General features: G+C 66.0%; 29 protein-coding genes. 11 read left to right on the forward strand and 18 right to left on the reverse strand.

Features of this window, described 5'->3' with window-relative positions:
* Nucleotides 1-304 precede the first annotated feature (304 nt).
* The 5 genes from Q7F20_RS01140 to Q7F20_RS01160 all read right to left on the reverse strand — a co-directional run bounded on the left by Q7F20_RS01140 (nucleotide 305) and on the right by Q7F20_RS01160 (nucleotide 3,215).
* Nucleotides 305-886 carry a recombinase family protein gene (locus Q7F20_RS01140; protein WP_305738278.1) on the reverse strand — a complete coding sequence of 194 codons (582 nt, stop codon included), beginning with the start codon at nucleotides 884-886 and terminating at the stop codon, nucleotides 305-307.
* Nucleotides 887-1,040: 154 nt separating this feature from the next.
* On the reverse strand, nucleotides 1,041-1,241 hold the full coding sequence (locus Q7F20_RS01145; protein ID WP_305738279.1) for a hypothetical protein: 201 nt from the start codon (nucleotides 1,239-1,241) through the stop codon (nucleotides 1,041-1,043).
* Entirely contained in the window at nucleotides 1,238-1,855 is a 618-nt protein-coding gene (locus Q7F20_RS01150) for a hypothetical protein (protein WP_305738280.1), read from the reverse strand. Before Q7F20_RS01150 ends, Q7F20_RS01145 begins: the two co-directional genes overlap by 4 nt.
* Before the next feature lie 315 nt (nucleotides 1,856-2,170).
* A complete protein-coding gene (locus Q7F20_RS01155; protein WP_305738281.1) occupies nucleotides 2,171-2,542 on the reverse strand; it encodes a hypothetical protein in 372 nt (123 codons plus the stop codon).
* A gap of 127 nt (nucleotides 2,543-2,669) precedes the next feature.
* Nucleotides 2,670-3,215, reverse strand: coding sequence for an isochorismatase family protein (locus Q7F20_RS01160; RefSeq protein WP_305738282.1), 546 nt, complete (start codon nucleotides 3,213-3,215; stop codon nucleotides 2,670-2,672).
* A 359-nt stretch (nucleotides 3,216-3,574) separates the two neighbouring features.
* Between Q7F20_RS01160 and Q7F20_RS01165 the strand changes: the two genes are divergently transcribed.
* The 8 genes from Q7F20_RS01165 (at nucleotide 3,575) to Q7F20_RS01200 (ending at nucleotide 11,677) form a co-directional block, all read left to right on the forward strand.
* Complete coding sequence (locus Q7F20_RS01165) at nucleotides 3,575-5,953, forward strand: hypothetical protein (RefSeq protein WP_305738283.1); 2,379 nt, start codon at nucleotides 3,575-3,577, stop codon at nucleotides 5,951-5,953.
* A 546-nt stretch (nucleotides 5,954-6,499) separates the two neighbouring features.
* Complete coding sequence (locus tag Q7F20_RS01170; protein ID WP_305738333.1) at nucleotides 6,500-7,075, forward strand: recombinase family protein; 576 nt, start codon at nucleotides 6,500-6,502, stop codon at nucleotides 7,073-7,075.
* 195 nt (nucleotides 7,076-7,270) lie between these two features.
* Nucleotides 7,271-7,627, forward strand: a complete 357-nt coding sequence (locus Q7F20_RS01175; RefSeq protein ID WP_305738284.1) for an antitoxin VbhA family protein — start codon at nucleotides 7,271-7,273, stop codon at nucleotides 7,625-7,627.
* Between the two features lie 2 nt (nucleotides 7,628-7,629).
* Nucleotides 7,630-8,490 (forward strand): Fic family protein, encoded by an 861-nt coding sequence (locus Q7F20_RS01180; protein WP_305738285.1) that lies wholly within the window; start codon nucleotides 7,630-7,632, stop codon nucleotides 8,488-8,490.
* Nucleotides 8,487-9,083 (forward strand): recombinase family protein, encoded by a 597-nt coding sequence (locus Q7F20_RS01185; protein ID WP_305738286.1) that lies wholly within the window; start codon nucleotides 8,487-8,489, stop codon nucleotides 9,081-9,083. Before Q7F20_RS01180 ends, Q7F20_RS01185 begins: the two co-directional genes overlap by 4 nt.
* Nucleotides 9,084-9,147: 64 nt before the next feature.
* Complete coding sequence (locus Q7F20_RS01190; RefSeq protein ID WP_305738287.1) at nucleotides 9,148-9,708, forward strand: hypothetical protein; 561 nt, start codon at nucleotides 9,148-9,150, stop codon at nucleotides 9,706-9,708.
* A 649-nt stretch (nucleotides 9,709-10,357) separates the two neighbouring features.
* Complete coding sequence (locus Q7F20_RS01195; RefSeq protein WP_305738288.1) at nucleotides 10,358-10,561, forward strand: hypothetical protein; 204 nt, start codon at nucleotides 10,358-10,360, stop codon at nucleotides 10,559-10,561.
* A 186-nt stretch (nucleotides 10,562-10,747) separates the two neighbouring features.
* Entirely contained in the window at nucleotides 10,748-11,677 is a 930-nt protein-coding gene (locus tag Q7F20_RS01200; protein WP_305738289.1) for an ArdC-like ssDNA-binding domain-containing protein, read from the forward strand.
* A gap of 304 nt (nucleotides 11,678-11,981) precedes the next feature.
* Here the strand turns inward: Q7F20_RS01200 and Q7F20_RS01205 are convergent, their stop codons facing one another.
* The 4 genes from Q7F20_RS01205 to Q7F20_RS01220 form a co-directional block, all read right to left on the reverse strand.
* Nucleotides 11,982-12,287, reverse strand: a complete 306-nt coding sequence (locus Q7F20_RS01205) for a hypothetical protein (RefSeq protein ID WP_305738290.1) — start codon at nucleotides 12,285-12,287, stop codon at nucleotides 11,982-11,984.
* A gap of 339 nt (nucleotides 12,288-12,626) precedes the next feature.
* The gene (locus tag Q7F20_RS01210; protein WP_305738291.1) at nucleotides 12,627-14,054 is read right to left on the reverse strand and encodes an AMP-binding protein; all 1,428 of its coding nucleotides are present in this window, start codon (nucleotides 14,052-14,054) and stop codon (nucleotides 12,627-12,629) included.
* Nucleotides 14,055-14,060: 6 nt separating this feature from the next.
* Complete coding sequence (locus tag Q7F20_RS01215; RefSeq protein WP_305738292.1) at nucleotides 14,061-15,209, reverse strand: MSMEG_0565 family glycosyltransferase; 1,149 nt, start codon at nucleotides 15,207-15,209, stop codon at nucleotides 14,061-14,063.
* A gap of 2 nt (nucleotides 15,210-15,211) precedes the next feature.
* Nucleotides 15,212-15,517, reverse strand: a complete 306-nt coding sequence (locus Q7F20_RS01220; protein WP_305738293.1) for a hypothetical protein — start codon at nucleotides 15,515-15,517, stop codon at nucleotides 15,212-15,214.
* Between Q7F20_RS01220 and Q7F20_RS01225 the strand changes: the two genes are divergently transcribed.
* Complete coding sequence (locus tag Q7F20_RS01225) at nucleotides 15,516-15,860, forward strand: hypothetical protein (RefSeq protein WP_370871595.1); 345 nt, start codon at nucleotides 15,516-15,518, stop codon at nucleotides 15,858-15,860. The genes Q7F20_RS01220 and Q7F20_RS01225 overlap by 2 nt on opposite strands.
* 132 nt (nucleotides 15,861-15,992) lie before the next feature.
* Here the strand turns inward: Q7F20_RS01225 and Q7F20_RS01230 are convergent, their stop codons facing one another.
* Nucleotides 15,993-17,018 (reverse strand): YhcG family protein, encoded by a 1,026-nt coding sequence (locus Q7F20_RS01230; RefSeq protein WP_305738294.1) that lies wholly within the window; start codon nucleotides 17,016-17,018, stop codon nucleotides 15,993-15,995.
* Nucleotides 17,019-17,137: 119 nt separating this feature from the next.
* Here Q7F20_RS01230 and Q7F20_RS01235 point away from each other — a divergent pair, with 119 nt between their 5' ends.
* A complete protein-coding gene (locus tag Q7F20_RS01235; protein ID WP_305738295.1) occupies nucleotides 17,138-17,482 on the forward strand; it encodes an Lsr2 family protein in 345 nt (114 codons plus the stop codon).
* A 528-nt stretch (nucleotides 17,483-18,010) separates the two neighbouring features.
* Here the strand turns inward: Q7F20_RS01235 and Q7F20_RS01245 are convergent.
* From Q7F20_RS01245 to Q7F20_RS01270, 6 genes are all read right to left on the reverse strand, one after another.
* Nucleotides 18,011-18,526: a DUF805 domain-containing protein gene (locus tag Q7F20_RS01245; protein ID WP_305738296.1), complete on the reverse strand. Its 516-nt coding sequence runs from the start codon at nucleotides 18,524-18,526 to the stop codon at nucleotides 18,011-18,013.
* A 49-nt stretch (nucleotides 18,527-18,575) separates the two neighbouring features.
* Nucleotides 18,576-19,175, reverse strand: coding sequence for an HdeD family acid-resistance protein (locus Q7F20_RS01250; protein WP_305738297.1), 600 nt, complete (start codon nucleotides 19,173-19,175; stop codon nucleotides 18,576-18,578).
* Nucleotides 19,172-21,649: a SpaA isopeptide-forming pilin-related protein gene (locus Q7F20_RS01255; protein WP_305738298.1), complete on the reverse strand. Its 2,478-nt coding sequence runs from the start codon at nucleotides 21,647-21,649 to the stop codon at nucleotides 19,172-19,174. The genes Q7F20_RS01250 and Q7F20_RS01255 overlap by 4 nt, the downstream gene beginning before the upstream one ends.
* A 125-nt stretch (nucleotides 21,650-21,774) precedes the next feature.
* Nucleotides 21,775-22,191, reverse strand: coding sequence for an AI-2E family transporter (locus Q7F20_RS01260; RefSeq protein WP_305738299.1), 417 nt, complete (start codon nucleotides 22,189-22,191; stop codon nucleotides 21,775-21,777).
* Complete coding sequence (locus tag Q7F20_RS01265) at nucleotides 22,170-22,748, reverse strand: AI-2E family transporter (RefSeq protein WP_370871598.1); 579 nt, start codon at nucleotides 22,746-22,748, stop codon at nucleotides 22,170-22,172. Before Q7F20_RS01265 ends, Q7F20_RS01260 begins: the two co-directional genes overlap by 22 nt.
* A gap of 174 nt (nucleotides 22,749-22,922) precedes the next feature.
* Nucleotides 22,923-23,825 carry a helicase associated domain-containing protein gene (locus tag Q7F20_RS01270; protein WP_305738300.1) on the reverse strand — a complete coding sequence of 301 codons (903 nt, stop codon included), beginning with the start codon at nucleotides 23,823-23,825 and terminating at the stop codon, nucleotides 22,923-22,925.
* 43 nt (nucleotides 23,826-23,868) lie between these two features.
* On the opposite strand from Q7F20_RS01270, the gene Q7F20_RS01275 reads away from it, so the two are divergent.
* Nucleotides 23,869-24,156, forward strand: coding sequence for a hypothetical protein (locus Q7F20_RS01275; RefSeq protein WP_305738301.1), 288 nt, complete (start codon nucleotides 23,869-23,871; stop codon nucleotides 24,154-24,156).
* A 93-nt stretch (nucleotides 24,157-24,249) separates the two neighbouring features.
* Here the strand turns inward: Q7F20_RS01275 and Q7F20_RS18645 are convergent, their stop codons facing one another.
* Together Q7F20_RS18645 and Q7F20_RS01280 are read right to left on the reverse strand one after the other, a co-directional pair.
* On the reverse strand, nucleotides 24,250-24,603 hold the full coding sequence (locus Q7F20_RS18645) for a DUF805 domain-containing protein (protein WP_370871596.1): 354 nt from the start codon (nucleotides 24,601-24,603) through the stop codon (nucleotides 24,250-24,252).
* A 180-nt stretch (nucleotides 24,604-24,783) separates the two neighbouring features.
* The gene (locus Q7F20_RS01280) at nucleotides 24,784-25,839 is read right to left on the reverse strand and encodes a 2,3-butanediol dehydrogenase (protein WP_305738302.1); all 1,056 of its coding nucleotides are present in this window, start codon (nucleotides 25,837-25,839) and stop codon (nucleotides 24,784-24,786) included.
* Between the last annotated feature and the right edge of the window lie 10 nt (nucleotides 25,840-25,849).

The following is a 25,849-nucleotide window of genomic DNA, read 5'->3' on the forward strand; positions in this document are numbered from 1 at the left end:
CTGGTGTCATTGATCTCGAGCGAACTCAGCGATGGGGACACAATCGAGCTGCGGTACTGGGAAACGCTGCACAGTTAATTAGCGTAGGGGGCGGGCCTACGGCACCGCCCCCTTCCACTTCGAGCGGATGGCTCGTATCCCTAGGGTTGCGAGACGTCTCGTCAGCGTTGAGCTCGCGTCCGTCGCGGTCTACCAATGCGGCTAGTGGCGGGTCTCGCAACCAGGTGTCGCAAGCGTCAGCGATGATCTGTGTGATGAAGGTTGGTTGCGAGGCACTGGCTGTGAGCAGCTTCGCTCGGTGTCGTCAGGCGGCGGGTGGGTTCGCTCCGCCGCGCTGGATCGCTCGGTAGACGGTCGAGCGGGCGACACCGAAGAGCTCGGCGATTTCGCTCGTGGTGTGCGTGCCGGCGCGGTGCAGCGCGACCAGGTGCTTCTCCTGTGAGACGGAGAGTTTGGGCTTCTTCCCGCGGAGCTTGCCCGCGGCCTTGGCGATCGCCATCCCCTCGCGCGTGCGGGCACGGATGAGGTCGGCTTCGAACTCCGCGACCATTCCGAGAACGTTGAACAGAAGCCGTCCAACGGGATCGGTTGGGTCGTAGACGGAACCTCCGAGGTTCAACGTCACGCCCTTGCGCGTCAGCTCGTCGGCGATGTCACGAGCGTCGGGGAGTGATCTGGCGAGGCGATCGAGCTTGGTGACTACCAGGACGTCACCTTTGCGGACCGCGGCAAGAGCTTCGCGGAGCCCCGGGCGTTCACGGTTTGTTCCAGACATGCCGTGATCGACGTGCACGTTCTCGGGATGGACGCCGAGCGAGTGGAGACCATCCCGCTGCGCGGCGAGGTCCTGTCCGGAGGTCGAGACGCGGGCGTATCCGACAAGCATGCGACGACTGTAGCGTTTAAGGCACCTTCATCGGGCATTTTTGCGGGACAGTCATATGGGAATTGGCGACCCAAGTAGCTGCTGGGTACCGGCCATCATCCCGAGGCCTCCGAGCCTGCACCGGTGAACGACCCCTCTCCGGGCGCTGATCGCCTCAGGGCCCTGCTGTCGGGTTCCGCCGGGGGTTGAGGAGATCGCCGTCCCGGCTCAGGTCGTCGCCTTCGTGTACCTCGAAGGCCTCGAATCGGTCGTCCGCGAGGATGCTGTCGACGAGTGTGCGTGAGCCGGCGATGATGGTCGAGTCCCAGTCTTCCTCGGACGCGACGACCCAGGCGTGATCCTCGGGCCAGATCATGGACGTGTAGGGCGCCTCCTGGTTGGAGCGGCTGCACTCCCATCCAGACACGGTGCGGTGCGGTGCGCCCACGTCGGATCCGCAAGCTCGCCCAGACTCGAGCTGAATAGCCACATGTCACGGCCTGGCCAGTGCATTTGCATGCGAGCTCGTGCGAGCGCGTTCCGACCTCCTTCTGCCCACGGCGGGTTGCCCGTGCCCTCCCAGGCGCCGATGACCAGGTCCTCTGGCGTCTGGGTTGCGGCCCGCAGGTGCATTGTCAGGATCGCGAGATCCTCCGGGTCGAACCACCCATCGTCGGACTGGCCGACACTCCATCCATCCGGCCAACTCCTGGTCTCCTCGTCGTCAGTGATCCGCCACCACTGCACCAGGGGATGCATCACCCGGTCGTTGCGATGCGCGACCTCGGCCCACCGCCATCGCGTGTGCTCAACGTCGACGGGATTGCCCCACTCGTCAACGGTGTTCGGGTCAGTGCGGTGCGCATCCACTGGGTGCAGCAGCCTCGCGTACGCCTCGAAGCCCGTGCCACCTACACCGCCAACCGTCGCCCATCGGCCGGCGCGCTCGACGATCCACGCGCCGCGGGCGGCTTCGTTCAGCAGGATCACCCCGTCAGCATCGCACCGCAGACACCGGTGCGTCGCGCGAAGCAATCTCAATTGACGATGATCCGCGCAGAGCCACAAAGACAGCGCGCCGACGCCGTTGCCGCTCCGGGGCTATCTCAAACCGTGAATGGTCCAGCCGCGTGGTCGAGCAGATTCGACTTCGCCAGTTGCTGTCGACCTCCTCGGGTATGTCGAGTGAATCGAGCCGCCACGTTGGTGAGTGTCATGCCGTGGGGCCTGTTTTCGCCGCCGCGCCGGAGCCGTCAACATCCAGTTCCCACCGGCGCCGCAGTGACACGAGCCCGCGCCCGTCACCTACGTGCCGGTGAGGGCTTTGAGAAGGACGTAGCCGACCGCGGTCAGTAGGAGGAGACCGCCGAGACCGGCAACCGGGTACAGGACGCCGCTTCTCCGGGTGTGGTGGCGGATTGCGATGGCGCCGCAGGTGATGACTGCCGCGAACCCTCCGAAGAGGGTGAGCCCCATGCTGCTGAACCAGCCGGCGTCACCACGACAACCCGCATCGCGGACGCTGCAGGTGGCGTAAGAGGTCAGGCTCTCGTTGAGGATGAATCCGACGCAACCAATGGCGGTCAGCAGTCCGATGATGATCACGACCCAAATGAGGGCGAGGTTCCAGTTGGCAGCGCGGTTGCTGAGCGACGTGCGTCGGATGCGGTCCGTCACTGGTGGTCCCTTCGTCTGGCGTGGGCATTGATGTAACCGTATTGACTAGCCGGCGTCCCGAAGCGGATCGGTCAACGGACGGGACAGAAGCGGGCCGTGTTCGCCGCGGACGCGTCTCGCCCGAGCGTCAGCGACGTGGCTGCAGATCAACTCGGTCGTGTTGCTCGACTGCGTACTGATGGCCCGGGTAGCGAAGGCCCGAGAAGTACATGTTGGTGTGCGCGATGATCTGTTCGGCGGAGATCGCGGTGCCGTCGTGAACAGCATCGATGGTGGTGTGCGCGTCGCCGACGAGGGTGACGTCGAATCCACGGACGGCGGCAGCTTGGGTGGTGGTCCGGATGCAGTAGTCCGTCTGCGCACCAGCGACGATGATGTGCGTCGTGCCCAGAGCGGCGAGGACCTCGTAGAGATCCGTTCCGACGAATGCGTCTCGTCGGGTCTTCCGGACAGTCACCTCGCCGTCCAAACGTTCGAGAGGTGCGGCGACCTGCCAGAGTGGAGTGTCTTCAGGGAAGTCGTCGTGGTCCTGAACCCAGACGACCGGCACGCCGGCGGCTCGTGCCCGGTCGACGAGGACCGCCGTCCGACGTGTCACCGCGTCGGCGTCGTGACAGCCGTCGAGCACGCCGACCTGCATGTCGATCACCATCACTACCGCTGATGCGCTCATCACCCCATCCTGTCTCATTGACCGATCGTCTACCGAGACGCGATCACGACACAGAGCAAGGCGAGAACCACGACACCGAGCGAAGCTGCTCACATGCCGGTTCCGGACCTGTCCAGAACTGTGGCTGCTCACTGCTCACGTTGTCTTGCGTAATTTCGGTCACGCTTCTTTGCCTGTCCATCGGTGCGGGCTTGGCTAACCACGATGCTGAGAGTCCGTTAATACCGCCCTGGTACAACGCCCTCTGACCAGGGCTTTTGTTGCGACCCCCGGATGGGTGGCGCGAAGCTAAGCGGGTGCTCCTCTTACGCTGCGAGGACGGACAGCAACTCGTGCGGTCTGTTGACATAGGGGGTCTCGTGCAACCAGTCCTGCACGCTCCGCGCGCGAGGAAGCGCAGCATTGCTGTCGCGGTTCTCGGCGCGCTCGCACTCGTTGCTTCGTTGCTTGTAGCCACGATGCCGGCACATGCTCTAAACGACACCGGCACCGGTGGCGTCTTCGTCCCGGCGACGGGCCGCATCCTTGATACGAAGACGGGTACCGGTGGATTCAGCACGCCGATGGAGGCTGGCAAGTACCGGACCATCAAGGTCGCGGGCCTTGCTGGGCTGCCGGATGACGGCTCGGTCGGCGCGGTCTCATTGAACGCCACCGTTGGAGGCTCCGCTGGTGCGGGGACGCTGTTCGGTCGGCCCGATGCCAACTCTGGTCGGACGACGATGCTGATCTATAGCGGCGTCTCCGGTGAGTACACGTCCAACAGCGCCACCGTCGCGGTTGGTGCGGACGGCACGATTCAGGTCATGACCGAGAACGCGACCCGGTTGATTCTGGACGTGCAGGGCTACTACACCGCGAACACGGACGGCACGGCCGCGGGCGGGTTCGTGCCCGTCGCTAAGCGCATCGTCGACACCCGCTCCGGCCTCGGCGCCGCCAAGTCGACGATCGCCCCCGGAAAGAGCATTGATGTGCAGATCACCGGGTCGAACGGGATCCCGTCCGGTGCATCCGGCGTCGTGGTGAACCTGCTCCCGATCAACAGCACCGACAGCGACGGCTACCTCACCCCATACGCGACCGGAGGGACGAAGCCGCAGAACTCACTGCACTACGCCCCGTCAGTCGCCGCCTCAATCCAGGCGCAGGTACCGCTGTCGTCGGACGGCAAGATCACCATCGCGAACAGCTCATCGACGGCGAACCTTGTCATCGATCTTCAGGGCTACTTCACCGCCGCCGGCACGAGCGGCGCCATCTTCACCCCCTCCTACGGGCGCGCCTACGACTCCAGGGCAACCGGAAACACGGCTCTGGCAAAGAGCGAGACCCGTTCCATCCAGATCGCAGGCAAAGCTGGCGTCCCGGTTATGGGCTCCGGCATCACTGCAGTGACGCTGACGCTGATCGTCTCGCACGCCGGTAGCGCCGGCTACGCGCAGGCCTACGCTGACGGCGCCACGAACCCCGGCACTACGGCAATCAACTTCCAAGCCGACGACATCCGCACAAACACGATCACCGTGCCGCTCGGTACGAACGGCAAGATCGCTCTCCGCAACGTCGCCGACGCGACGAACTATGTGGTGGACGTGCAGGGCTGGTACTCCTCAGTGACTCCCGCGAAGATCACCTGCGGCTCGGTAGCAGCCGGAGCGTGGCTGAAGTCAATTCCGATTGACGGAATCGACTGCACAATTTCCGCGAAGCCGGCCGACCACTCAGATGAGGTGGTTTCGTACACCCTTGATGACGGTGAACCGACCGACATCGCTTTGAGCGAAACGCAGCCCAGTAGTATTTCTCTGCACGTACCCGGCACCGCTGGGCGCCATGTGCTGAGCGTTGACGCCGACCAGGCTGACGGGACTGTGTCATCCACCGTCTGGTTCGCAACCTTTGGGGACTGGACGACGACGGCAACGACCTCCGTCCCGGACAACTCGGATCACGTGTCCCTCACACCTCAACTCGAGGTCTGGGCAGACGACGTTGCGCTTCCCAACGAGGCGACCTACGTCTACCGCATTTGGGATCAGCCAGACACAACGCAGGCCCCAGTTAGCACCAGTGATCCGCAATCAGGCGGGTGGTCCGTACCAAGCGGGCTGCTGGTTGACGGCGGAACCTACTACTGGTCCGCACGAGTTGAGGCCACGCTCGATGGTCAAACCGCGACCCTGACCACTGTCCCTGCTGTGTTCGTTGCCGACTCCTCCGTGTCGGACGCCCCAGGGGCGCCTGATGACGCTGCGGACTACACGGCGCAGGACGCCGGAACATCTACCACCTCGTACTCCGCACGCGCGACGCGCCCCACGATCCAGCTAGCTTCAAGCGGCAGCGTGCAGGGGCCTCGGGGAAGTGGCCTGCTATGCAACAAGCACTATCACTACTCGACGTTCAATGCCACCTTTGATATGCAGCGTGCCTGTGGAACTACTAAGATGGCGTGGGGTTTCCAGGTCAGTGTGGCATTCTGTAGCGGCGCGACTTCTAGTGCCACTGAGCTCGGAATGCAGATTTGGGACCACACCAACAGAACGTCTAATACTAATTCTGACCACGTGAAGCATTGCACGTACTTCTTCCATGGAACAATGTCGGGCATCATTGTGGGTCACCAAATTAGCTACTACGACAACATCAAGTTCCGTGCGTACAAGTATGGTCAGCCGGGAACGGCATACGTTGACACAAGTGGTATCTTCATTGTCACCGATAGGACAAAGTGAGTACCGTCGCCCATCTGAATGCACTAGCTGACAATGTTGTCAGGGATCTTCTCAAGGAACAGGAGCGGGCGCGAAGCATTATCGAATTCACGACGCGCGCGGGAAATCGTCTTTCTCCGGAAAGTAGCCCCACTCGCCAGGATCGAATCAAGGTCGTAGTCCTTGGGGAGACTTTCTCGCTCGGACTCTCCCCCGACGAGACAGATGTGCACTTCGTTGCGCGGTTGCGATCCGAGTTTGCCGACTTCATTGCCGAGAGCAGTTTTGGCTGGGGAGAATGGCGAGACTAAGCGAGCGTTCGCACTTGTGATAACCGCACACGATGCCCCTTCGTCCGTGGAGAGGGAGGGGCATCGTGCATCACCGTCAGCCAGAAGCGCTCCGAAGGATGGACAGGTCGCATCAGCGTCAGAAGTGGGTACACCCCAACTGGACGTCAGGCGGCGGTCCTGGCTCGCGTCCGAATAGGGTTCGATTTGGCATTCTCTGACACCGGTGGCCGCTGGTCTTAGACTTCAACCTGACAGAAGAGGGTCGGAGGCCGTGTTGTCGGGTCAGCAGGTTGGGTACGTGCGGGTGAGCACGTTGGATCAGAGCACGGTGCGGCAGCTTGACGGCATCGCGCTGGATCGTGTGTTCGAGGACAAGGCGTCCGGGAAGGACGTTGACCGCCCGCAGCTTGAAGCGATGATCGGGTTTGTCCGCGACGGCGACACTGTGCTGGTGCACTCGATGGACCGGCTCGCCCGGAACCTCGAAGACCTCCGCCGACTCGTGCGCCGACTGACGGACAAGAAGGTCCGCGTCGAGTTCGTCAAGGAGCAACTGACCTTCACAGGAGAAGACAGCGCGATGGCGAACTTGTTGCTGAACATGATGGGAGCGTTTGCCGAGTTCGAGCGCGAACTGATTCGGGAACGCCAACGCGAGGGCATCGCGCTGGCGAAGCAGCGTGGCGTGTACCGCGGCCGGGCGCGATCGCTTGGTGCGGTGCAGATCGCAGAGTTGATCAACCGCGCCAGCACCGGAGTGCCGAAGACGGTACTGGCAAGGGAGTACGGCGTCAGCCGAGAGACGGTTTACGCCTACCTCCGCGCCGCGGCGTCACCCGCGAGCGAGTGATGCAAGAGAACGGATCAGGACCGCGCAGACCAGCGTGAGCGGTCACTCCAAAACCCGTTGCCGAAACTCGCTGCTGTCCAAAACTAGAGTGGACCGTTTACGGGCAGTTTGGTAGAATGGAAGCCGAGCAGGGGAGCGAGCATGGTCACCAAGGTCGGACCGCGAGGCGGCCGTCGTGTCGACGTCGAGCAGGAGATGGCGCTGATCATCAAGAGCCACGAGCTCGGCGGAAACCGCCTGAGCTCCGACGCCGTGGACCGGGCCCGCCGCATCCTCGAGGGCAAGATCACCGGAGCGCAGGCGCGCGCCGAGCTCGACGCGAAGTACCGCAGCGAGACGGCGGTGATCGACGAGGTGCTGAGCGCAATCGACTTCGCCCCTGACGCTGCCGAGGTGGATCGTCGGGTGCAGTTTGCTGACGCCGCGCTGGCACTGGCCGGTCACGAGGTGACCGACCCGACGTTGCGCGCGCTCAGCCGTCGGGTTGCCGCCGGCACGATGAGCGCCGACGACGCGATCGCCGCCGGCATCGCGCACCTCGACGCTCAGTAGACGTGGCCACCACGTTCCGCAACTGGGATGACTACTTCATCCCCGGCACGGACGTCCTGCGCAACAAGTGGAACGAGACCGACGGGGCGCGACTGCGCGCGAAGGAAGAGTTCGCCGCGCAAGCTCGCCTCGTCGAGCTCGCCGCCAACCCGGTGGCGGGGGAGTTCGACTACGCGCACATGAAGGAAATCCACCGGCGGATCTTCCAGGACACGTACGAGTGGGCTGGGGACGAGCGCGTCGGTCCGGACACGCGGATGACCAAGAGCGGCCCGGACGTGGTGAACTTCGCGCCCGGCGATCCCGCTGCACCGCAGGTCGCGTACGGCTACTACCCGGGCCCGGCCGTTCGCGAGGCCGCCGAGTCGCAGTACCGGCAACTTGCGGGGGAGGGGCACCTGGCCGGCATGGAACGCGACCGGTTCGTGGAACGGCTCGCGGAGCACTGGGGCGAGCTCAACACGATCCATTCGTTCCGCGAGGGCAACACTCGCTCCCAGTTCGTGTTCTTCTCCCAGCTGTCCGAGAACGCCGGCTACCGGCTCGACGCCGGCCAGTTCCAGGCTGGCGCACCGCTGCGTGACGAGTTCGTAGCCGCCCGGTTCTACAACCAGGCCACCGGGCGCGCGGACCGTCTCGCGACCGTCCTCGGCAAGGCCATCGAGCCCATCGACGCGGCCGCCCCTGCTTCGCTGATGGCGGACCAGCAACGCACCGTCGACATGCTCAGCCGGCAGAACGGACGTCCCGCGTCGGAGGCCACCAGGCCGGCTCCGCCGACACTCGATGACCGACCGTCGATGCGGGGCGGCATCAACATCAGCCGCGGAACCGACCTGCCGAGAGACGGGTACACCCGATGATCGTTGGCTACACCAGGGTGAGCACCCTGGACCAGAACCTCGGATTGCAGGAGGACGCGCTGCGCGCTGCCGGCGCGGGCACGATCTTCTCCGACAAGTCGACGGGGAAGAACACCGCCCGTCCCGGGCTGCGCCGCTGCCTCGAGCACCTGCGCGCGGACGACGTGCTGTTGGTGTACTCGACGGACCGTTTGGGCCGGTCGATGACCGACGTCGTGAACATCGTGACCGAACTGCAGGAGCGTGGCATCCAGTTCCGGTCGCTGACCGAACCCTTCGACACGACCAGCGCCGGCGGCGAACTGTTCTTCCACATCTGTGCGGCGTTCGCGCAGATGAACGGGCGCATCATCTCGGACCGCACCCGCGCCGGCCTCGCGGCTGCCCGGGACCGCGGCCGCCGCGGCGGCCGTCCCACGGTTATGACGCCGGAGCGGATCGCGATCGCGCGACGGATGCGGGCCGACAAGGAGACGTGGCAGACGATCGCGACGACGCTCGGCGTTGGCATGTCGTCGGTACGCCGCGCGCTGCGCGACGATGACGACGCACACGACGTTGAGGACCTGACGCCCGTGGCGCAGGCCTCCTAGGGGATGGGGGACACCGGTGGGGACTGATGAGCTTGCGGGCCGGCTGGGATCGAGGGTGCTGTTCGTGCCGTGGGGCGCGGAGAGCGTCACGTGCGCGGCGGAGCTCGCGTTGGAACTGCGCGACGAGACGCACGCTCGAGGGCTGGTCGTCGTCGACCAGTTGACCGTCGTCCCCAACGAGCTTGCGGCGTGGAAGACGCGGACGCTGCTCTCGCCGACGCCCGTCGACGGCGCCGACGTCGTGGCGATCATCCGGCCGGGCTATGACCTGCTCGCAGGCGTCCGACTGCCGGCGAACGGCTTCGCGATCGTGGCGGAGGACCCCAGCGACCCGCTGCGCGGATGGGCGCAGTTCGTCGGCGCACGTGACATGAGCACCGGCGACGTGCTCAGTGTCGACGTCGAGGACGCAACGCAGGATGCGTTGGACGAGTTGGTCGACTCCGGTTACAAGGGCTGGACCGACGACCGCTCGCACACCCGCGCTCGCGTCGCCGCCGGCTTGCTCCGGTCGCACGGTCTCACCACGACGCAGATCCTCGGCTACATCCTGAGCGGCCGGTACGCCCGGCTGACACCGTTCGCCGGCCGTCACGTCACGAGGCTGCGCACGTTGCTGTCTTGACCTCCGTGCGCCGCTGCCGCCACTCGGTCAAGTCGCCGGCGAGGTAGCGGACGGTCCTCGGACTGATCACTAGGCACTGCGGAGCGACGATCGGGGCAATGGCCAGCGCGATCCACAGTGGGTGTCCGAGCAGCAGCACTCCCGCACACGAGACCGCTGCGACCCCAACGACGAGCCAGACGTAGATCGGGTTCCGCGGCATCATGTGCCACGACCAGACCGTGAGGCGAGGAACGTCCCGGACGCCGCCAGCGCGCACCCCGAGCGACCCCGCGGATGGGACGGGTACCCGTCGATGCCGTTGCTTCATGCGACCCCCTGAACCGCCCACACAGTAGCGGACGGGGTTTCCGGGCTAGGGCTTCCGGCCGGGGGCCGGGAGTCGCTTCGCTTCCAGGGGAGCCGGCTTCGCCGGCGCTGTAGGCCCTTCGGGCCGTTGGTTTGCCGTGAAGCCTTCGGCAGCGTACGGACGCTCGGGCGCAGCGCAAGCGGCAAGCCGCCGTCTCCTCCGAGATTTTCGGCGCGCGCTTCGCTTAATTCGCGCCGAAATTCTCTCCCCCGCCGCCCCAAGGGGTTGCATTCCACCCGCTCGTCCTAGCGGCGACAAGTCGCCTTCACGGCAAAACAACGAGAGGGAGAGGAAGCACACATGCAGCACATCGACACGCTCACCACGTTCGTCCCGGTCGTCGGGGAGGACGACATGCAGCGGCAGTTGCGGAAGCTCGGCGAACGAGACGAAAACATGAAGACCCGCACCCGCATGGGGTACGTGCTCGTCAGTTCGGCGACGATCCCGGGTCCGCAGTTCACGACGTTCGTCGACACCTTCACCCGCACCGACGACGAGTGACAGCAGAGGCGGGGGGGGGCCCCTCAGAATTGGTGACGGCCGCCCCCCCCACCGCCCCCACCCCCCCCCCCCCACTGAATTTTCCCGGCGGCGGGGCGCGTAACCACCTTTTTTTGGCCCCCCCCCCCCCACTCACCCTCCCACTCACCCTCCCACACGTCCAGTCCCCGAAAGGACCGACCCGCCATGATTACCACCACCATCAAGAAGCGCCCCGCGAAGTCCCGTCGCACGTCCGTCAGCCCGGAGCAGCGGAAGGAGCAGGCCGCCGCGCTCCACGAGTCGATGGCAACGCAGGTTGAGCAGCTGCGCGACTCGGACCGGTGGACCGCGTTCCTGCAGTTCGCGGCCGCGTTCCACGCCTACAGCCTGAACAACGTGTTGTTGATCCTCAGCCAGCGGCCCGACGCCGAACGCGTGGCCGGCTTTCGGAAGTGGCAGGCCCTCGGCCGCCAGGTCCGTAAGGGGGAGAAGTCGCTCCGCATCTTCGGCTACAGCACCAAGAAGGTGACCGAGGAGGACGAGAACGGCGAGACGCGAGAGAAGCGTTACCCCCGGTTCCCGATCCTGCCGGTGTTCGATATCGCCCAGACGGACCCGATCGACCCGGACGCAGACGACCCGTCGACGCTCACCGCCCCGCTGACCGGCACCGACGACCACGGCGTCATCGATGCCCTGACCGCGCACCTGGTCGCGGACGGGTGGACCGTCGAGCACACCGAGCCGGGGCAGCACCGCAACGGGTTCACCGACCCCGAGGCTCGTCGCGTCGTGATCGGCTCGCACCTGTCCCCGGAGCACGCCGCGAAGACGCTGATTCACGAGCTCGCGCACATCGTCCTTGGCCACGTCGACGACCTGTCCGAGTACGCCGAGCACCGTGGCCTCATGGAAACCGAGGCCGAGTCCGTGGCCTACGTCGTCGCCGGACTGGTCGGGTTCGACACCGCCGCCTACAGCGTCGGTCACGTCGCCGGGTGGTGGCGCGCGTCGTCCCACTTGCTTCGGGCTTGCCAGCCGCGCCGAAAAGCGTCCTGGCGGCTCGGGCCTCGCGCAGTTGGCTCGGCAGGAACTCCGCACCGCGGAGGATGTCGATGCCCTCTTGGCGGATGAGCAAGACAGGTGACCACCTACTATCTCGACACGTCAGTTGCCCTTCGAGCCTTGCTCGGGAATTCGCCTTCAGCTGCCGAATGGATCGATGCCGTGACTGACGTTAGCTCCTGAACACGATCTCGTCACAGGTCGGCTGCTGCAAACGGAACTGACCAGGGTGCAGCGACGAGAACGACTACCGGTCGCACCCCGAACCGAGATTCTCGATGTCCTTGGCATCTTGCCGATTACCGATGGTGTACTAGCTGCCGCAGAGTCAATCGGACCTCACATCAAAACACTCGACGCGATCCACCTCGGCTCAGTCATCGCTGCCGGGCTCGACGCGACGATCGACACGCACGATGCCGGGATGAAAGCCGCGGTCGAACACCTCGAATACCCGAGCCATGATCCGGTACTCGAGCCCTAGCCCAGCCTTCGACCTCGAGCCGATAATGTACCTTATGTCAGATTGCGGTTTTTCGTGCGCGCGGCGACCGGTCAGGCGCAGCACCGTTAGGCACGCTTGCGGGCCACCCGTCGCGACCGCCTGCGCAGGAGCAGGCGGCGACACCACCGCCAACAACGACCCGAGCAGCGCCACCAACGTGACCACCGCCAGCAACACTCAACGAGAACGAACAGATAACGCGGTCGTCGTTACGCGTAGGCAGAGAAGCTTCGATCAAAGAGCTTTTCCAGGAAGCCGAAGGCTGCGAGTCCGAGCACGATGGGGCCGAATCCGACGATGATTGGCTGAAATTGCCAGACCGTGCCCCTCCTCGCTGTTGTCGCGATCTGGCGAAGGGCAACAACCCCCAGAATGTCACCGACGACGCTAGCGAGAAACGCGCCTACTAGCGCAACCATGCGCTACGCCACGAGAGCACGCGGGAAGTCGCCGAGATCCATGTCCGGGCCATCGGATGAAGGTGAAGTTGTTTGCCGGGCCCGGCGGGACGTCTCAGCGCCAGGCGCGACGGCGGACCTTGCCGGTGTCGTCTCGGATGGGGGCGTGGACGATGGTCCAGCTTCGAGGACGCTCGTCGGGTGTGAAGGCTGAAGCTGCCCAATCGTCGAGCTGCTCTCGGGATACGGAGCTGGTTCCCACATCCACGACCGCGTGGACGCGTTGTCCGAAGTCCGGATCAGGTTTGCCGACGACGACGCAGGTTCGCACTGCCGGGTGACGTTCGAGTGTGGACTCGACCGCTGCGGGCCACACATTCACACCACCAGAGACGATGAGGTCGTCGTTCCGGTCCGCGATGTACAGGTAGCCGTCGTGGTCCAGGTGGCCGCTGTCGCCGAGGCTGTGCCAAGAGTCCTGGGCTGGCACCCCGCGTCCGAGGTACCGGTACGTCGCGGCACCGGGTCTCGTCATCTCGATGCGTCCGGTCTCGCCGATGCCGGCGGCGCGGCCGTCGGGCCGGACGATGCGGATGGTGGTGCCGCCGATCGGACGGCCAACGCTGCCCGGGTGTTGAAGCCACTCGTCGCCGCGGATCATGGCGAGGCCGTTCGACTCGGTGCCGGAGTAGACCTCGACGACTCGGTCTGGTCCGAGCCACCGAATCCAGGAACGTTTGACGTGTGGTGGGCACACGGCGCCGATGTGCAGGACCGAGTCGAGCGATGTCACGTCCGCGTCGGCGAAAAGTTCAGGGCCGAGGGCCATGATCCGGGACATCATCGTGGGCACGAGCATTCCCCAGGTGGCGCGGGCGCTGACGACGGTGTCGAGCCACGCCGCGGCGTCGAACCTGGGCATGAGGACGAGCGCGTGCCCGGTCATGAGACCGCGCATCGCATAGACGAACGGTGCCGCGTGGTGGAGCGGTCCGGCGACGAGCTGGGTGGCGTGGCGCGGGACGAACTCCGCGACGCGTCCGTCCGGATCGACGTGCGCCGACGCGGCGGCCACGACGACTTTCGGGGTGCCGGTGCTGCCGCTCGAGGTCGGTGCTTTCCAGGACGCCGCCGCGTGGTCTTCGAGCGGCCTCGCGTCGGTGTCACTCGCCGGGTCTCCGGCTCCGTCCAGTGGCATCCATGTCCGGCCGGCGACCGGCTCGTCTGACACGACGAGTGCGGGATCGACGAGGTCGAGCACCTTCTGCCGTTCTGGGGCGGGCAGGCGTGGCGAGAGCGGTTGCGGGGTGGCCCCTGCCTTCCAGACGGCGACGGTCGCGATGACCGTGTCGACGGTGTTGCCGCCGACGACCGTGACGAACGAATCGGTCCTGACTCCGGCGTCCCGGTAACGGCGGGCGAGGGCGTTGGAGCGCGCCTCGAGGGTGCCGCGCGTCAGGGCGTCGCTACCGTCGCGGACGGCAGGAGCGTCGGGCGAGCGCTGAGCGAGTTCCGTGAACGCTCGCGAAATGGTGATCCGCATCGTTCGTCAGACGTGCAGGGAAGTCCGTCGGGTCCGGCCCACTGGGCTGCCGCCTGCGTTCTCGCGGAGCCGCTCGTACAGGGCGACGTGCGCGGCGGCCGCGGCCGGCCAGGAGTACCTCGCCGCGAGAGCACGACCCGCAGCCGGGTCGACGGGATCGCCGACTGCCGACCGCAATCCTCGGGCGATGTCGTCAACGTCGGCGGCGTACCGGACCGTCGGGCCGAACACCTCCCGGAGGACGGGGAGGTCCCGTGCGACGACGGGGACGCCCGCGGCGAGGGCCTCCGTCGCGGCGAGCCCGAAGCCTTCTTTGGTCGACACGAAGGAGAACGCGGCGGCCGCTGCCATTAGGGATGGCAGGTCCGGGTCGGGGACGACGCCGAGTTCCGTCACCGGGATCGCCCGTTCGGCCACCATCGCGTCGAAGGCGGCCCGGTACGGGCGGTAGTCGAACAGTGTCTCGCCACCTGCGAGGACGAGCCGGACGTTCTCGGTTCCCGGCGCCGAGCGCAGTCGGTCGTAGGCGGCGAGGAGGTCGATCGTGCCCTTGCGGGGTTCGATGCCACCGACCGCGAGCACGTATCGACCCAGGCGGTCGGTCCACCGGGCGCGCGCGGCCATCGCGTCCTCGGTCTCCCCGGCTGCGCGGGCGAAGCGGGCCGCATCGACGCCATTCGGGATGACGGTCGCGACGCGGCCATATTCTCGGGCGACTTCCGCTGCGACGGACTTGGAGACGCAGACGAGCGCTGCTGGTTCGCGGACGGCGCGGTCGTGGCACGCGATGAGCTGCTCGGTGGTGAACGTGTCGAGGTGGTGCACGGTGCGGACGGCGCCTTCGCAGGCGTTCGAGGAGATGCAGTCCTGCGCGTGCACGATGTCGAAACCGTCGAGGTCCAGGCCGTCGCGGAGCACCGCGATGGACCGGACGATGCGTTCCCCGACGGTCTCCTCGTCGGGTCCAGCCGGAAACGGGACGACCTGCAGTCGCACCCGCGGGTCCACGTCGCGGAAGAACACGCGGTCGCCACTGCGGCCGAGGGTGCCGACCGTCACGTCGTGTCCCATCGTGGCCAGGGCCTCCGCGAGGGCGAGCGTGTGGACAACGCCGCCGCGTGGCTTCGTCGAGTAGGTGAGCAGGGCGATCCGCACGGTCAGCCCGCCGCGGTGCCGAGGCCGGTGACCGTGCTGGTGACCACGGTGGTCTCCTCGCCGTCCGGCCACCGGAGGCGGACGCCCGGTTCCTTCGTGACCTCGCCGCACTCGCTTGTCGTCGCTGCGGGCGAGGACATCCGGGACGTGCCGGGGTCGTCGGCGGTGAGCATCGCGAAGCCGGGGAAGCAGCCGAGCCAGTCGGCCGTGGTGGCGAGCCGCGGTGTCGGGATGTCGGCGACGTCGAGGACGGCTCCGCCGCCGGACGCCTCGGCGAGCATGCCGACCGTTCCGACGATGCCGGCCATGCTGACGTCCTTCGCGGCCGCCGGCCGGGCTCGCCCCACGGTGGCGGCGAGGTCGCGCAGCACCGCCCGGTCCCGGCCCTCGGTGCTGTTCCATTGTGCGCCGGTGTGCCCCGCCCGAGAACACCTGCCGTTCAGCCTGACGTGGTGGTCATTCACGTTCCCCGTCGGCACCTGCGTCACCGGCCTGAACGGCCTCGCCCTGCACTCCGGACTCACCGTCATCGCCGTCCTCGCCGTCGTCTACTACACCGGTCTCGTCGCCGCATGGCTCATCGTCGCCGTCCGCACCTTCCACGGCTCCGTCATCCGCGGCACACTCCTCGCACCACCACAGCCGGCGTGACCTTCCGAGTGCGCTCTAACCGGCAGCAGGCCAGCAGTACTCAACATCAGGGAGTGCGAGCAGGTGGCGTGGGCGCAGGTGGTCGATGTTCTGTCGGTGCGGTTACGGTGAGAGCAGCAGTGAGGGCGGCGATCAGCTGTCGTTGCCGATGTCGTGCAGTGCGGTTGTGAGGTCCGCTTCTGACGGAAGCGCTGCTTGCACCGCCGGCGGCAGGAGGTCATAGCTGGCCACCCCGATCGGGCTCTGCTGTCCGGCGAGGGAGTACCGGACGACGGCGTCGTTCTTGTCCGCGACGAGGAGCAGTCCGACGGTGTCCGCGTGCTGGGCGCGGCGGAGCCGGTCGTCGACGAGGGCGACGTAGAAGCCGAGCTGGCCGAGGTACTCGGGCTTGAACTTGCCGGTCTTGAGCTCGATGACGACGTAGCGGAGCTGCTCGACGTGGAAGAAGAGCAGGTCGACGTAGAAGTCGTCCCCGTCGACATCGAAGTGCACCTGCCGGCCCACGAACGCGAACCCCTCGCCGAGCTCGCGGAGGGTGTCGATGATCCGGTCGACGAGCGCCTGCTCGAGGTGGCGTTCCTTCGCATCGCCGTCGAGCGCGAGGAAGTCCAGCACGTACGGATCCTTCGTCAGCTGCTGCGCGAGATCCGAGTCGCCCGCGGGCAGTGTTGCGGGGAAGTTCGACGGTGCCGCTTGCAGCCGGGCGTGGGCGCCGGTCTTGATCTGGTGCTCGAGCACGTTCCGCGACCACCCGTGCGCTGCAGCGTGTGCGGCATACCAGTCGCGGAGCTCCTGGTCGTCGAGCCGGTCCAGGAGGACCGTGATGTGGCCCCAGGGCAGTTCTGCAACAGGCTGTTGCAGATTCCGCTCGTCGTCCCATGCGGCGGCGAACGCCCGCATGTACGCGAGGTTCCGCGGCGAGAAGCCTTTCATCTCCGGGAACTCCGCCCGAAGATCCGTTGCGAGTCGACCAATGACGTTGCGGCCCCAGCCTTCCTCCTCCTGCCGGCGCAGAATCGATGCGCCGATCCCCCAGTACAGGCGCACCAGCTCCGTGTTCACGCGCCGCTGCGCGGTGAACCGCGCCTGGCGCACCTGGCGCTTCAGGTCGGCCAGCGCGGCGGCGTACCCGGACGGGATCGGAGCGGCCTCAGTCATCGCACCCATTGTGCCGTGCTCGGCCCACCGTCACACGCCGCACGTGTTCACGAACGCAGCCGACGTTTCTGCCACAGTAGAAAGGAAACACCCCCATCCCCACGAAAGGCGGCGTTCCTATGGCGCAGAAAGTCACAACGACCCTCGTTGATGACCTGACCGGCGACACGATCGATGAAGGCAAGGGACGCACCGTGCCCTTCTCGTTCGATGGCAACCACTACGAGATCGACCTCTCGGATGACAACGCGGACGCGCTCCGCGAAGCGTTCTCCGACTACGTCGCCGCCGCCCGCAAGGTCAGCGGACGCCAGAACCGCACCAGCGGTGGCACCACCCCGAAGCGCGGCAACTCCGACGAGCTCGCGAAGATCCGCGAGTGGGCGAACGCGAACGGCCACGAGGTCTCCAGCCGCGGTCGCATCAGCCAGGCCGTCCGCGACGCGTACGACGCCGCACACTGACGCTCCCCCTCCACGGCAACGGCCGGCGCCCCTCGGGACGCCGGCCGTTCTCGTTCACGCCAATAGTTCGCTCTTACGTCAACTGGATCGCGGACGTCCCCTTGCTAGGTCGCATCCGTCGCGAACCACCGCCGACGTGACGCCCCCGAGCTTCCACCCGTGCACACCGGACCGCATGTCGACCGCAGCTCAGTACGCGATCCCGAGGCGGCGGCGGCGAGGTCGTCGACGTATCCCGGGGTCTGACCGCTGCGGAGACTGCGGCCATACTTTCGGAGATTGATGGCGTAGAAGCGTGCGCCGAGGGCGGCCGGCGAGCTCGGTGTGGAAGAAGTAGTCCGACCAGCCGTGCACGTACAGCACGTCAAGCTCGGTCAGCGGCGCGCGGGGACGCCGAAACACCCGCCCCGTGTAGCGGATGACCGTTGCGGTGACTGGCGCCTCGCTGTCGGTCCCGAGCGGGAGGGCTCGCATCTAGAAGTCAGGACCCAGCGGGTCCGGCTGCCACAATGCATCCGCCATGCTGATCTACGGGGCCCGGTCGAACCGGACTCCCGCCGGGTTCGCTGGCAGCACCGTCAGGATGAGCAGAATCACCAGGGCGGCGAGGAACGCGACCGCGGCGATGAACCAGAACACAATTGCGGTCGCGACGGCTGCTTGCGTGTGCTGCAGCGCGATGCCCCCTCCGATCCCGAGGAGCACGAACCCAACAAGGGTGCAGAGCAACGGTGAGAACGCCCACCAGCCGGAACGGTTCGTGTCGTGCAAGCGCCGCCAGAGCAGAGCCAGGGTCGGGATGAGGATCAGCAGCCCCCAGGCCGTGCTAACTGCTGAGAAGATCCGTCCCGCCAGGCCGTCGATGTTCGACAGCGATCCGAGGACCGTGTTCACGAGTGCTGCGAAGAGGTACCACCACCAATACTCGCTGCGCGATGCCCGGCCGGAGAAAATGAAGAACTTTTGCCAGAATCGCACGAACGCCTGGCTGAACGACGCACCGTAGAGCGGCTCGAGCAGCGGCTGCTGATTATTGGTTGTCATCGGTTCCCCCTCCGAGTGATGTAGATAGTGCTGCTATGGCGGGATGCGATTAGGGGCGTTCTGTGCGAGCTTTCCGTCCGAGGGTGGCGGCGCGGATGATGGCGATGATGCCGAGGATAATCAGGCTGATGGCGGTGAAGGTCAGCAGCCAGATCGCGGACCACACCGGGGTGACGGCGACAATGATGCCGGCGATGATGCTGAGCACGCCGAAGGTGATCGACCACCCACTTCTCGGGCCGCGGCTCTCCGCTAGCGCGAGGACACCTTCGATGACCCAGCCGATGCCAATCACGGCGGTTGCGACGATGACGAGAGTGACGGCGGCTACCTGCAGGTTGCGGAGCGCGATGATGCCGGCGGCCAGGAGGAATAGGCCGAGGACGATGCTCAGGATGCGGTGGCCGGTGCTGGTCGTCGTCGCGGTGATGGCGACCACGACGCGGATGATCCCGGTGACGGCGAAGTAGATGCCGGCGGCGGCTGCGACGACGACGAGGGTGTGTGCGGGCCAGATCAGCAGCACGATGCCGATGACGATGGCTGCTGCGCCGCTGATCCCGAACGCGATCCGGAAGGTGCGGAGGGCGGTGTGTTCCAGTCGGTGCGCGTCGAGGGTGAAGCCGGTGGTGTCGTGTGCGGTGCTCATGAGGCGTCAGCTTTCGTCGAGTGTGCGCGTCGGTTGCGGACCAGGAGTGCGGCACCGCCACCGAGCAGAAGCATCGCGAGCACGATCGTGCCGACCCCGAGCGGGCTGCCGGTGAACGCGAGGACACCACTCTCAGGCAGCCCTCCGGGCGGTTCCACCCCGGACCCGGGCAGTGGTGTAGGTGTCGGAGTGACCGGCGGGACGACGCTGTTCGCGGTGTTCGTGAACGCGCCGAGGTCCAGGCTCGGATCGTCCGCAGTGAGGGCGAAGCGGTGCGCCGTCGGGTCGAGCTCGTATCCGTCGGGAGCGGTCCGTTCGGTGAGGGTATAGGCACCGATCGGCAGACCCGTCACGCGGAACGCCCCCGCCGTCGGGTCCTCGTCGGCGGCGGTGTCGTCGGGGCCGGTGCGGTCGGCGATGACGGTGCTGCCGTCGGGTCCGGTGAGGGTCCAGTCCGACCCCGGCAGCAGGACGCCGTCCGTGTCGGTCTTCGTCCAGGTCACGGTGCCGGTCACCGCGGGGGCGGGGTCGTTGCTGATCGCGCCGAGTTCCGCGGTGAGCGCGCCGGGACCGATTGTGATGGTGCGGGGTGTGATGTCAGGAAGGAACCCGTCGGGTGCTCGGGTTTCGGTCAGGGTGTAGTCGCCCCATGACAGGTCTTCAACGCGGAGTGCCCCTGCAGCGGGGTCGGCGTCACCTGTGCCGTTGTCGGCGACCTGCACCGCGTCGCCCCCGTCTGCCGGGGTGAGGGACCATTCGGAGCCTGCCAGGAGGGTGCCGTCCGGATCGGTCTTCGTCCACGAGATGCTGCCCGGAACCTGCTGCAACGTGTTCGTTACGACGACAGCCGTCGGGCCGGTGTCCCCAACGACGGCGTGGTTCGGATCGATGGTGGGTGTTGACCAGGTGGTGTCGGGGATCGCTGCGGGGGTGTCTTCGGAGAAGGTGACGTCCGCGCCGGTCGGGATCGGCGGGCTCGTCGCCGTCTGGTCACGGATGAGTGTGAGGGTGCCGGATCCGGCCGGGTAGGTCTGCGTGGGGTCGTTCGCTGGCTGGTAGACGCCCGCCGGGTAGGAGTACCGCACCGAGAACGGCGCATCCGCCGGGAGCTGCGAGATGGCGTTCCCGGTCACACGCTTCGTGACCGACACGGTGCCCTGCGTGTAGGTCGGAACCGTGCTGGTGTCGTTGGCTGTGACTGGTGTGCCGTCCTCGTCGATGCCGGTGACCGTTGCGGTGTTGGTGAAGGTACCGGTGGACGCTTCGGCGGCGGTCAATGGCCCGTACGTGCCCGTGCACACGAACGAATTCGCGGCTGCGAGCGTTGTCGCCGGGCAGACGATGTCGGCGATCTTGGGATCGGTGACCGCGACGCCTGTGAGGGTTTCGGCGCCGGAGTTGGTGACGACGAATGAGTAAGGGATGCGGTCACCCTCGGTGAAGATCGTGTTTGGGGTGCCGGTGCGGTCGGTGTGGTCGACGGTCTTCACCAGGTTGATCGCACCTAGGGCGTTGACCGTCGACACAGCGACGTTACGGATCATGTGGACCTCGTGGCCGCCGCCGGTGGAGGCAGCGAACCCGAACTTCAGTGTTGCGGGCGCCGGGGTGTTGGCTCGCTGGGTCAGGATGACCGTGCCGTTGATCTCCACCGTGACCGACGGGTAGGGATCGGCCGAGGTGGTCGGGGAGATCGTGACCGTTACTCGCTGCGGTGTGCCCTGCGCGCCGCCGGGCGCGACCGCGGGGGCGTTGCGGAGCTGGCCGTAGCGTTCGTACCCGAGCAGGCAGTACCCGCCGAGGCCATCCCCAGAGCCGCGGAGGGCAACGGAGCCCGGGGAGAACACGCCGACACCGTCCGGGCAGCGCACTCCGACGAACGGCTGGTTCTCGTAGTTGCCGTACACGTCCAAGCCGACGCCGAGGTAACCGTGCTCGAGGCCGGCTGACCCGCCCTGGGTGGCGTAGCCGAGTGAACCGCCTTGGGGGCCGGTCTGGTTCAGTGTGTAGGAACCGTCGGAGAGGAAGAACCCGATGCCGTCCGCGGGTCCGTCGCCGGTGCTGGTCGCCGCGTACTGGTACTGGTCGAAGGAGACCACCAACCCGGCCGACGACGGGAACGCCCGGTCGAAGACGGCACCGCCGGAGCGGAAGTACCCGTTGTCGGTGAGCTGCAAGTAACCGTCCGTGCCGGAACCGAGGTTCATGACGCTGTCGGTCAGTTGTGTACACCCTCCCAGCGCCGAGGCATCCGCTGGCGCCGCGGTTCCCGCCGTCTGCGCGGTCAAGCAGGCGTCGTTCAGCGGCAGCCAGCGTGGATCCTGCACGGTCGCGTTCTGGAACGTCTCCTGATCCAGCGTCGATCCCGCCGCGTACGCCGGCTGCGGCACTGCAGCCGCACCGAACCCGATAAGTCCGAGCACGACGAGTGCCCCGACCAGTTTCGACGGTTTGCCACCTTGCTGCTGCCTCATGACGCTCCCTGCGCTTCGTCACGAACACACATCTTTGTGTCCCCAACACGAAATTTAGTCAACTGACAGAAATAGCGGTACCCCTCCACCCACTTCAGCTCGAGAATGTGATGTAGGCGCAGGCGTCAGTGTTGTTTGGCGTTCTGTGCGGGGATGACGACGCGTCGGATGATCAGCAGGCTGGCGGTCGTGACCGGCATCGCGACCAGCGCACCGGTGAGCCCGAGCAGCGTTCCACCGACGAGAGCACCAATGATGACGAGCAGCACCGGTACAGCGAGAACCTTCCCCATCACGCGAGGGGTGAGGACGTAGGCCTCGATCTGCATGTAGACCAGGTAGTACAAGCCGATAGCGATCGCTGTCGATGGCCCGGCCGTCAACCCGACGAGGACGGTCAGGATTGTCGCGAGGACGGATCCGACCAGCGGGATCAGGGCGACGAAGAAGACGATGACAGCGACCGCGGGTGCGAACGGCACGCCCACGATCAGCATCACCACGAACCCCAGGCCGGCGTTCAGCGCCGCCAGCAGGAGCATCCCGCCGACGTACCGGCCGGTTGAGACGGCGATTTCGGAACCAGCGACGTGACCAACGTTCGAGACCTCGCCGGGACGAGGGCGAGCATCCCGGCACCTACCTGCGGCAACGTCGCGAGCAGGCACAACGCCAGCACCCCGATCGTCACGATCGCGGACACCGTCCCGAAGACGCCGATCCCGGTCGACACGGCTCCGCTGGTCAACTTCTCCAGCACAGCCGGACGCGTCAGCGCGTGCTGACCTTGCTCGAGCAGCACCTCGACGTTCACGCCGATGGGCAGCAGGCTCTGCAGGTGCCCGAGCCATGCCTGATCGCCGATCGACGCGACCAGCTGGGGTGCATCCGCGATGAGCTTCCGCATCTGGGCGAGCACGGTCGGGATCACCAGGGCCACCGCACCTGCAAGAAGCAGCCCGCCACCGGCGACCACGACCGGCACCGCCTGAGATCGTGACAGTCCGTGCCGGATCAGCCCCCGCACAACCGGGTTGCAGCCCAACGCTACGAACACCGCTAGTCTCACCCAGGTCATCACGCCACCAAGACGCACCATCCCGACGGCGACCCCGACCGCGGCGGCACCACCGAGAACGAACCAGAATCCCGTCCGGAACGGTGAAGTGGACGAGCTGCCGGGATCGGAAGCACGTCGACGGACAGGACGACGCAACACGGGGCGACGATGCAAGGTGATTCCTCCGATCAGTGAAGCAGCTGGACCAGAGCTTCAGATGCCGGGCATGGTTCCGCGGCCTGTTGACCATGCAGCGTGCCACGCGTCGAGCTGTGCTATCCGGTCTTGAGTGAGGCGGCGCTGCTGGGAGAGTCGCCGCTGTCGAAGCAGCCATCGGCCGATCGCGACCCCGTCACCGTCTACCACCCGAACACCGGGAATGCGGTCGTTGTGCTGTGTCGACCAGGCAGCGACGCGGTCCAGCATCCGGGCAAAGTGCGCATCCTCCCGGCGTTGCCGCGCAGGGTCGTCCGCTGACTCGCGAAGCTTCCACACGATTCCGAGTGCTTCCAACTGGGCGACGCGTGACGGTGTCAGCACGCCCGACCGGTACTCCACCCGTCGGGAGTCCACCCACCGGCCCAGGTGCAGTCCGTCCTCGGTGATGAACCATTGCGGGACCAGCACGTCTCCATGGCCGTCGCGATACCGCGTTAGCGCTGCGATGGCGGCCACCCAGGCATGTTCAGCATTGCGGACTTCCCACACGAACCCCAACGCCACCAATTCCGGCCACAATCGGAGCGCACGATCGGGGTCAGCCGACCACTGCTTCCGTCGGGACTGCACCCACGTTCCCAACGGAAAGCCACTAGCCGTGCGGAACGTGTGTGGAACCAGACCGTGCTCATGTTGTCGGGCGAACGCCGCGAATGCGGCAATCCCTGCTTCCCGTGCGTAGACCGTCCACCGCACTCCGAGATCGTTGAGACGTTCCCGTCGGTCGGGCGGCAACCGGCCGTCCGCGGCAAGCGTGCGCTGACGATGCAGCCATGCGCCCAGCGGCGCTCCTGAAGCCGTTCTGTGAGACCGCGGCACGTCAACATGACCGCGCTCCGCCCCGAACGCGGATAGAGACTTGGCCATCGCTTCCCACCGTCGCTGCAGCTCCCCCACACCCCCATTGTGCTGAACCTGGCCGTAACGAGACGATGGTGGCGTGTTGCAGCCAGCGCCCGGACGACGATTCTCAGGCGATTCGCCCCGTCCCGGATGGCTGATTGCCGGCATGATGGTTCTCGTCGCGGGAGCCGTCGCCGCAGTGATCGGGTTGCTTCTCCAACACGCTGCCGCCGAACAAGCCGACACGTTCCACCCAGCCACCGCTGAGGTGATCCATAGCATCAACCATGCGAGCATGGTCGGGTCGATCTGGGCATGCAGCGGCGCCATTGCCACCCTCATCGGCATCACGCTCGTCGCGTTCGCACTTCGACGAAACCGCTGACCAGCCATCAGCCATCAGCCATCAGCCATCAGCCATCAGCCCGAGCGTCTCAGTACGCAGGAGTCTGTTTGTGAACCTCGGATCGATAACGGTTCAGTTCGAAGCGTCGAAGCGCTCCCCAGCACCACGCGAAGGGAAAATAGCAAGTGTGCCCGCTATGAGGATGGCGGCTGCAAACGAGATTGTGGAGCAAGCCCAAAGAGTGCTTGCTCGAGCAGCTATAAGCTCTCCCCCTTCCGGGATCGATACCGCTCCGAGTAGAAACAGGAATGCGCCGAAAGCTGCTACGCACCATCCCGGGAAGCTGTACCAGGCTGACAGATCGGCGTCGTGAAGCCGTCGGCTGGTCAGCGTTACTGTCGGGATGATCAGGAGTATCACCCAACCCACACCGATCGCAATCGACAGTCGCCCTGCTGCATCATCGATGCATGCAACACAGCACACCTACTGTTCCCACTGCTGAGGCAATGAGCAGCCACCACCAGTACTCACTCCGTGATGCCCGCCCCGTTGTGATGAAAAAACCAGTCCAGAAACGTCGTACTGCTGTCGCCGGAGAAGCGTTCATCCATGGTGCGGATTGGTCGCGCGGACCAATAGCCTCTTTCGTGATTCCCATATCTATCATGGATGCACAAGAATTTTGACGTGTTGGTCGCTGTGCTGGATCAGTTGCTCGAACCCTTCGTCGATGAGGTCGTCGAGCGCGATTTTGCTGGTGATGAAGGGAGCGAGGTCAAGGGCCCCGGATTGCACCATGTCGATTGTGGCGACGTGATCGTTGGCGTACGCGATCGTGCCCCGAAGGTCAACCTCTTTGGTGACGAGCTTTTCGAGGTCGACCACTGGCCGGTGTCCCCAGATGGACACGTTGACGATGACACCTCCGGGTCGAACAGCCACAAGCAAGGTGTCGAGGACGGCGTCCACGCCGGCGCACTCGAAGGCGACGTCAGCGCCGCGACCGTCGGTGAGTTCATCGACGCGGGTGGGGACATCCTCCTCGGTGGGATCGATGACATGGTGCGCAACGCTCGTTGCACGGGCTTTTTGCATCCGTGCGGTGCTGACTTCGCTGAGGATCACGGTGAGCCCTTCGGCTTTGCACACTGCAGCGGTGAGGAGTCCGATGGGACCGCCGCCGCCGACCAGCGCCACATCGCCTGCGTGCGCGCCGCTGCGTTTGACGGCGTGGTGCGCTACCGACAAGGGCTCGATGAGCGCCGCCTGGTCGAGCGGCATAGCGCCGACGGGGTGCACCCAGCGCCGTTCGACGGCGATCTGTTCGGAGAGTCCTCCCCCGCGACCGGCGAGTCCGATGAAGTTCATGTCGCGGGAGAGTTGGTACTCCGACGTCGCGGAGGTGTCGGCATCTGCTCGGATGATGTACGGCTCAACGACGACGCTTTCTCCGACTTTCAGGTCGGAGACCCCTTCGCCGAGAGCGGCCACCGTGCCGGACATCTCGTGGCCGAGGACGATGGGCGCTGATTCTCCGGAGACCGGATGCGGGTGCCCAGCAGGGGGAACGAAGATCGGCCCGTCAAGGTACTCGTGGAGATCTGTTCCGCAGATTCCGCACCAGGCGACGTCGATCAGGACTGAGCCTGGCTGAACGGTCGGGGCCGGAATGTCCTCGATGCGAATGTCGCCGCGGTCGTAATAGCGTGCTGCTTTCATGTGTGTCTCC

The organism is Curtobacterium sp. A7_M15 (genome assembly GCF_030705415.1).
Lineage (GTDB): Bacteria > Actinomycetota > Actinomycetes > Actinomycetales > Microbacteriaceae > Curtobacterium.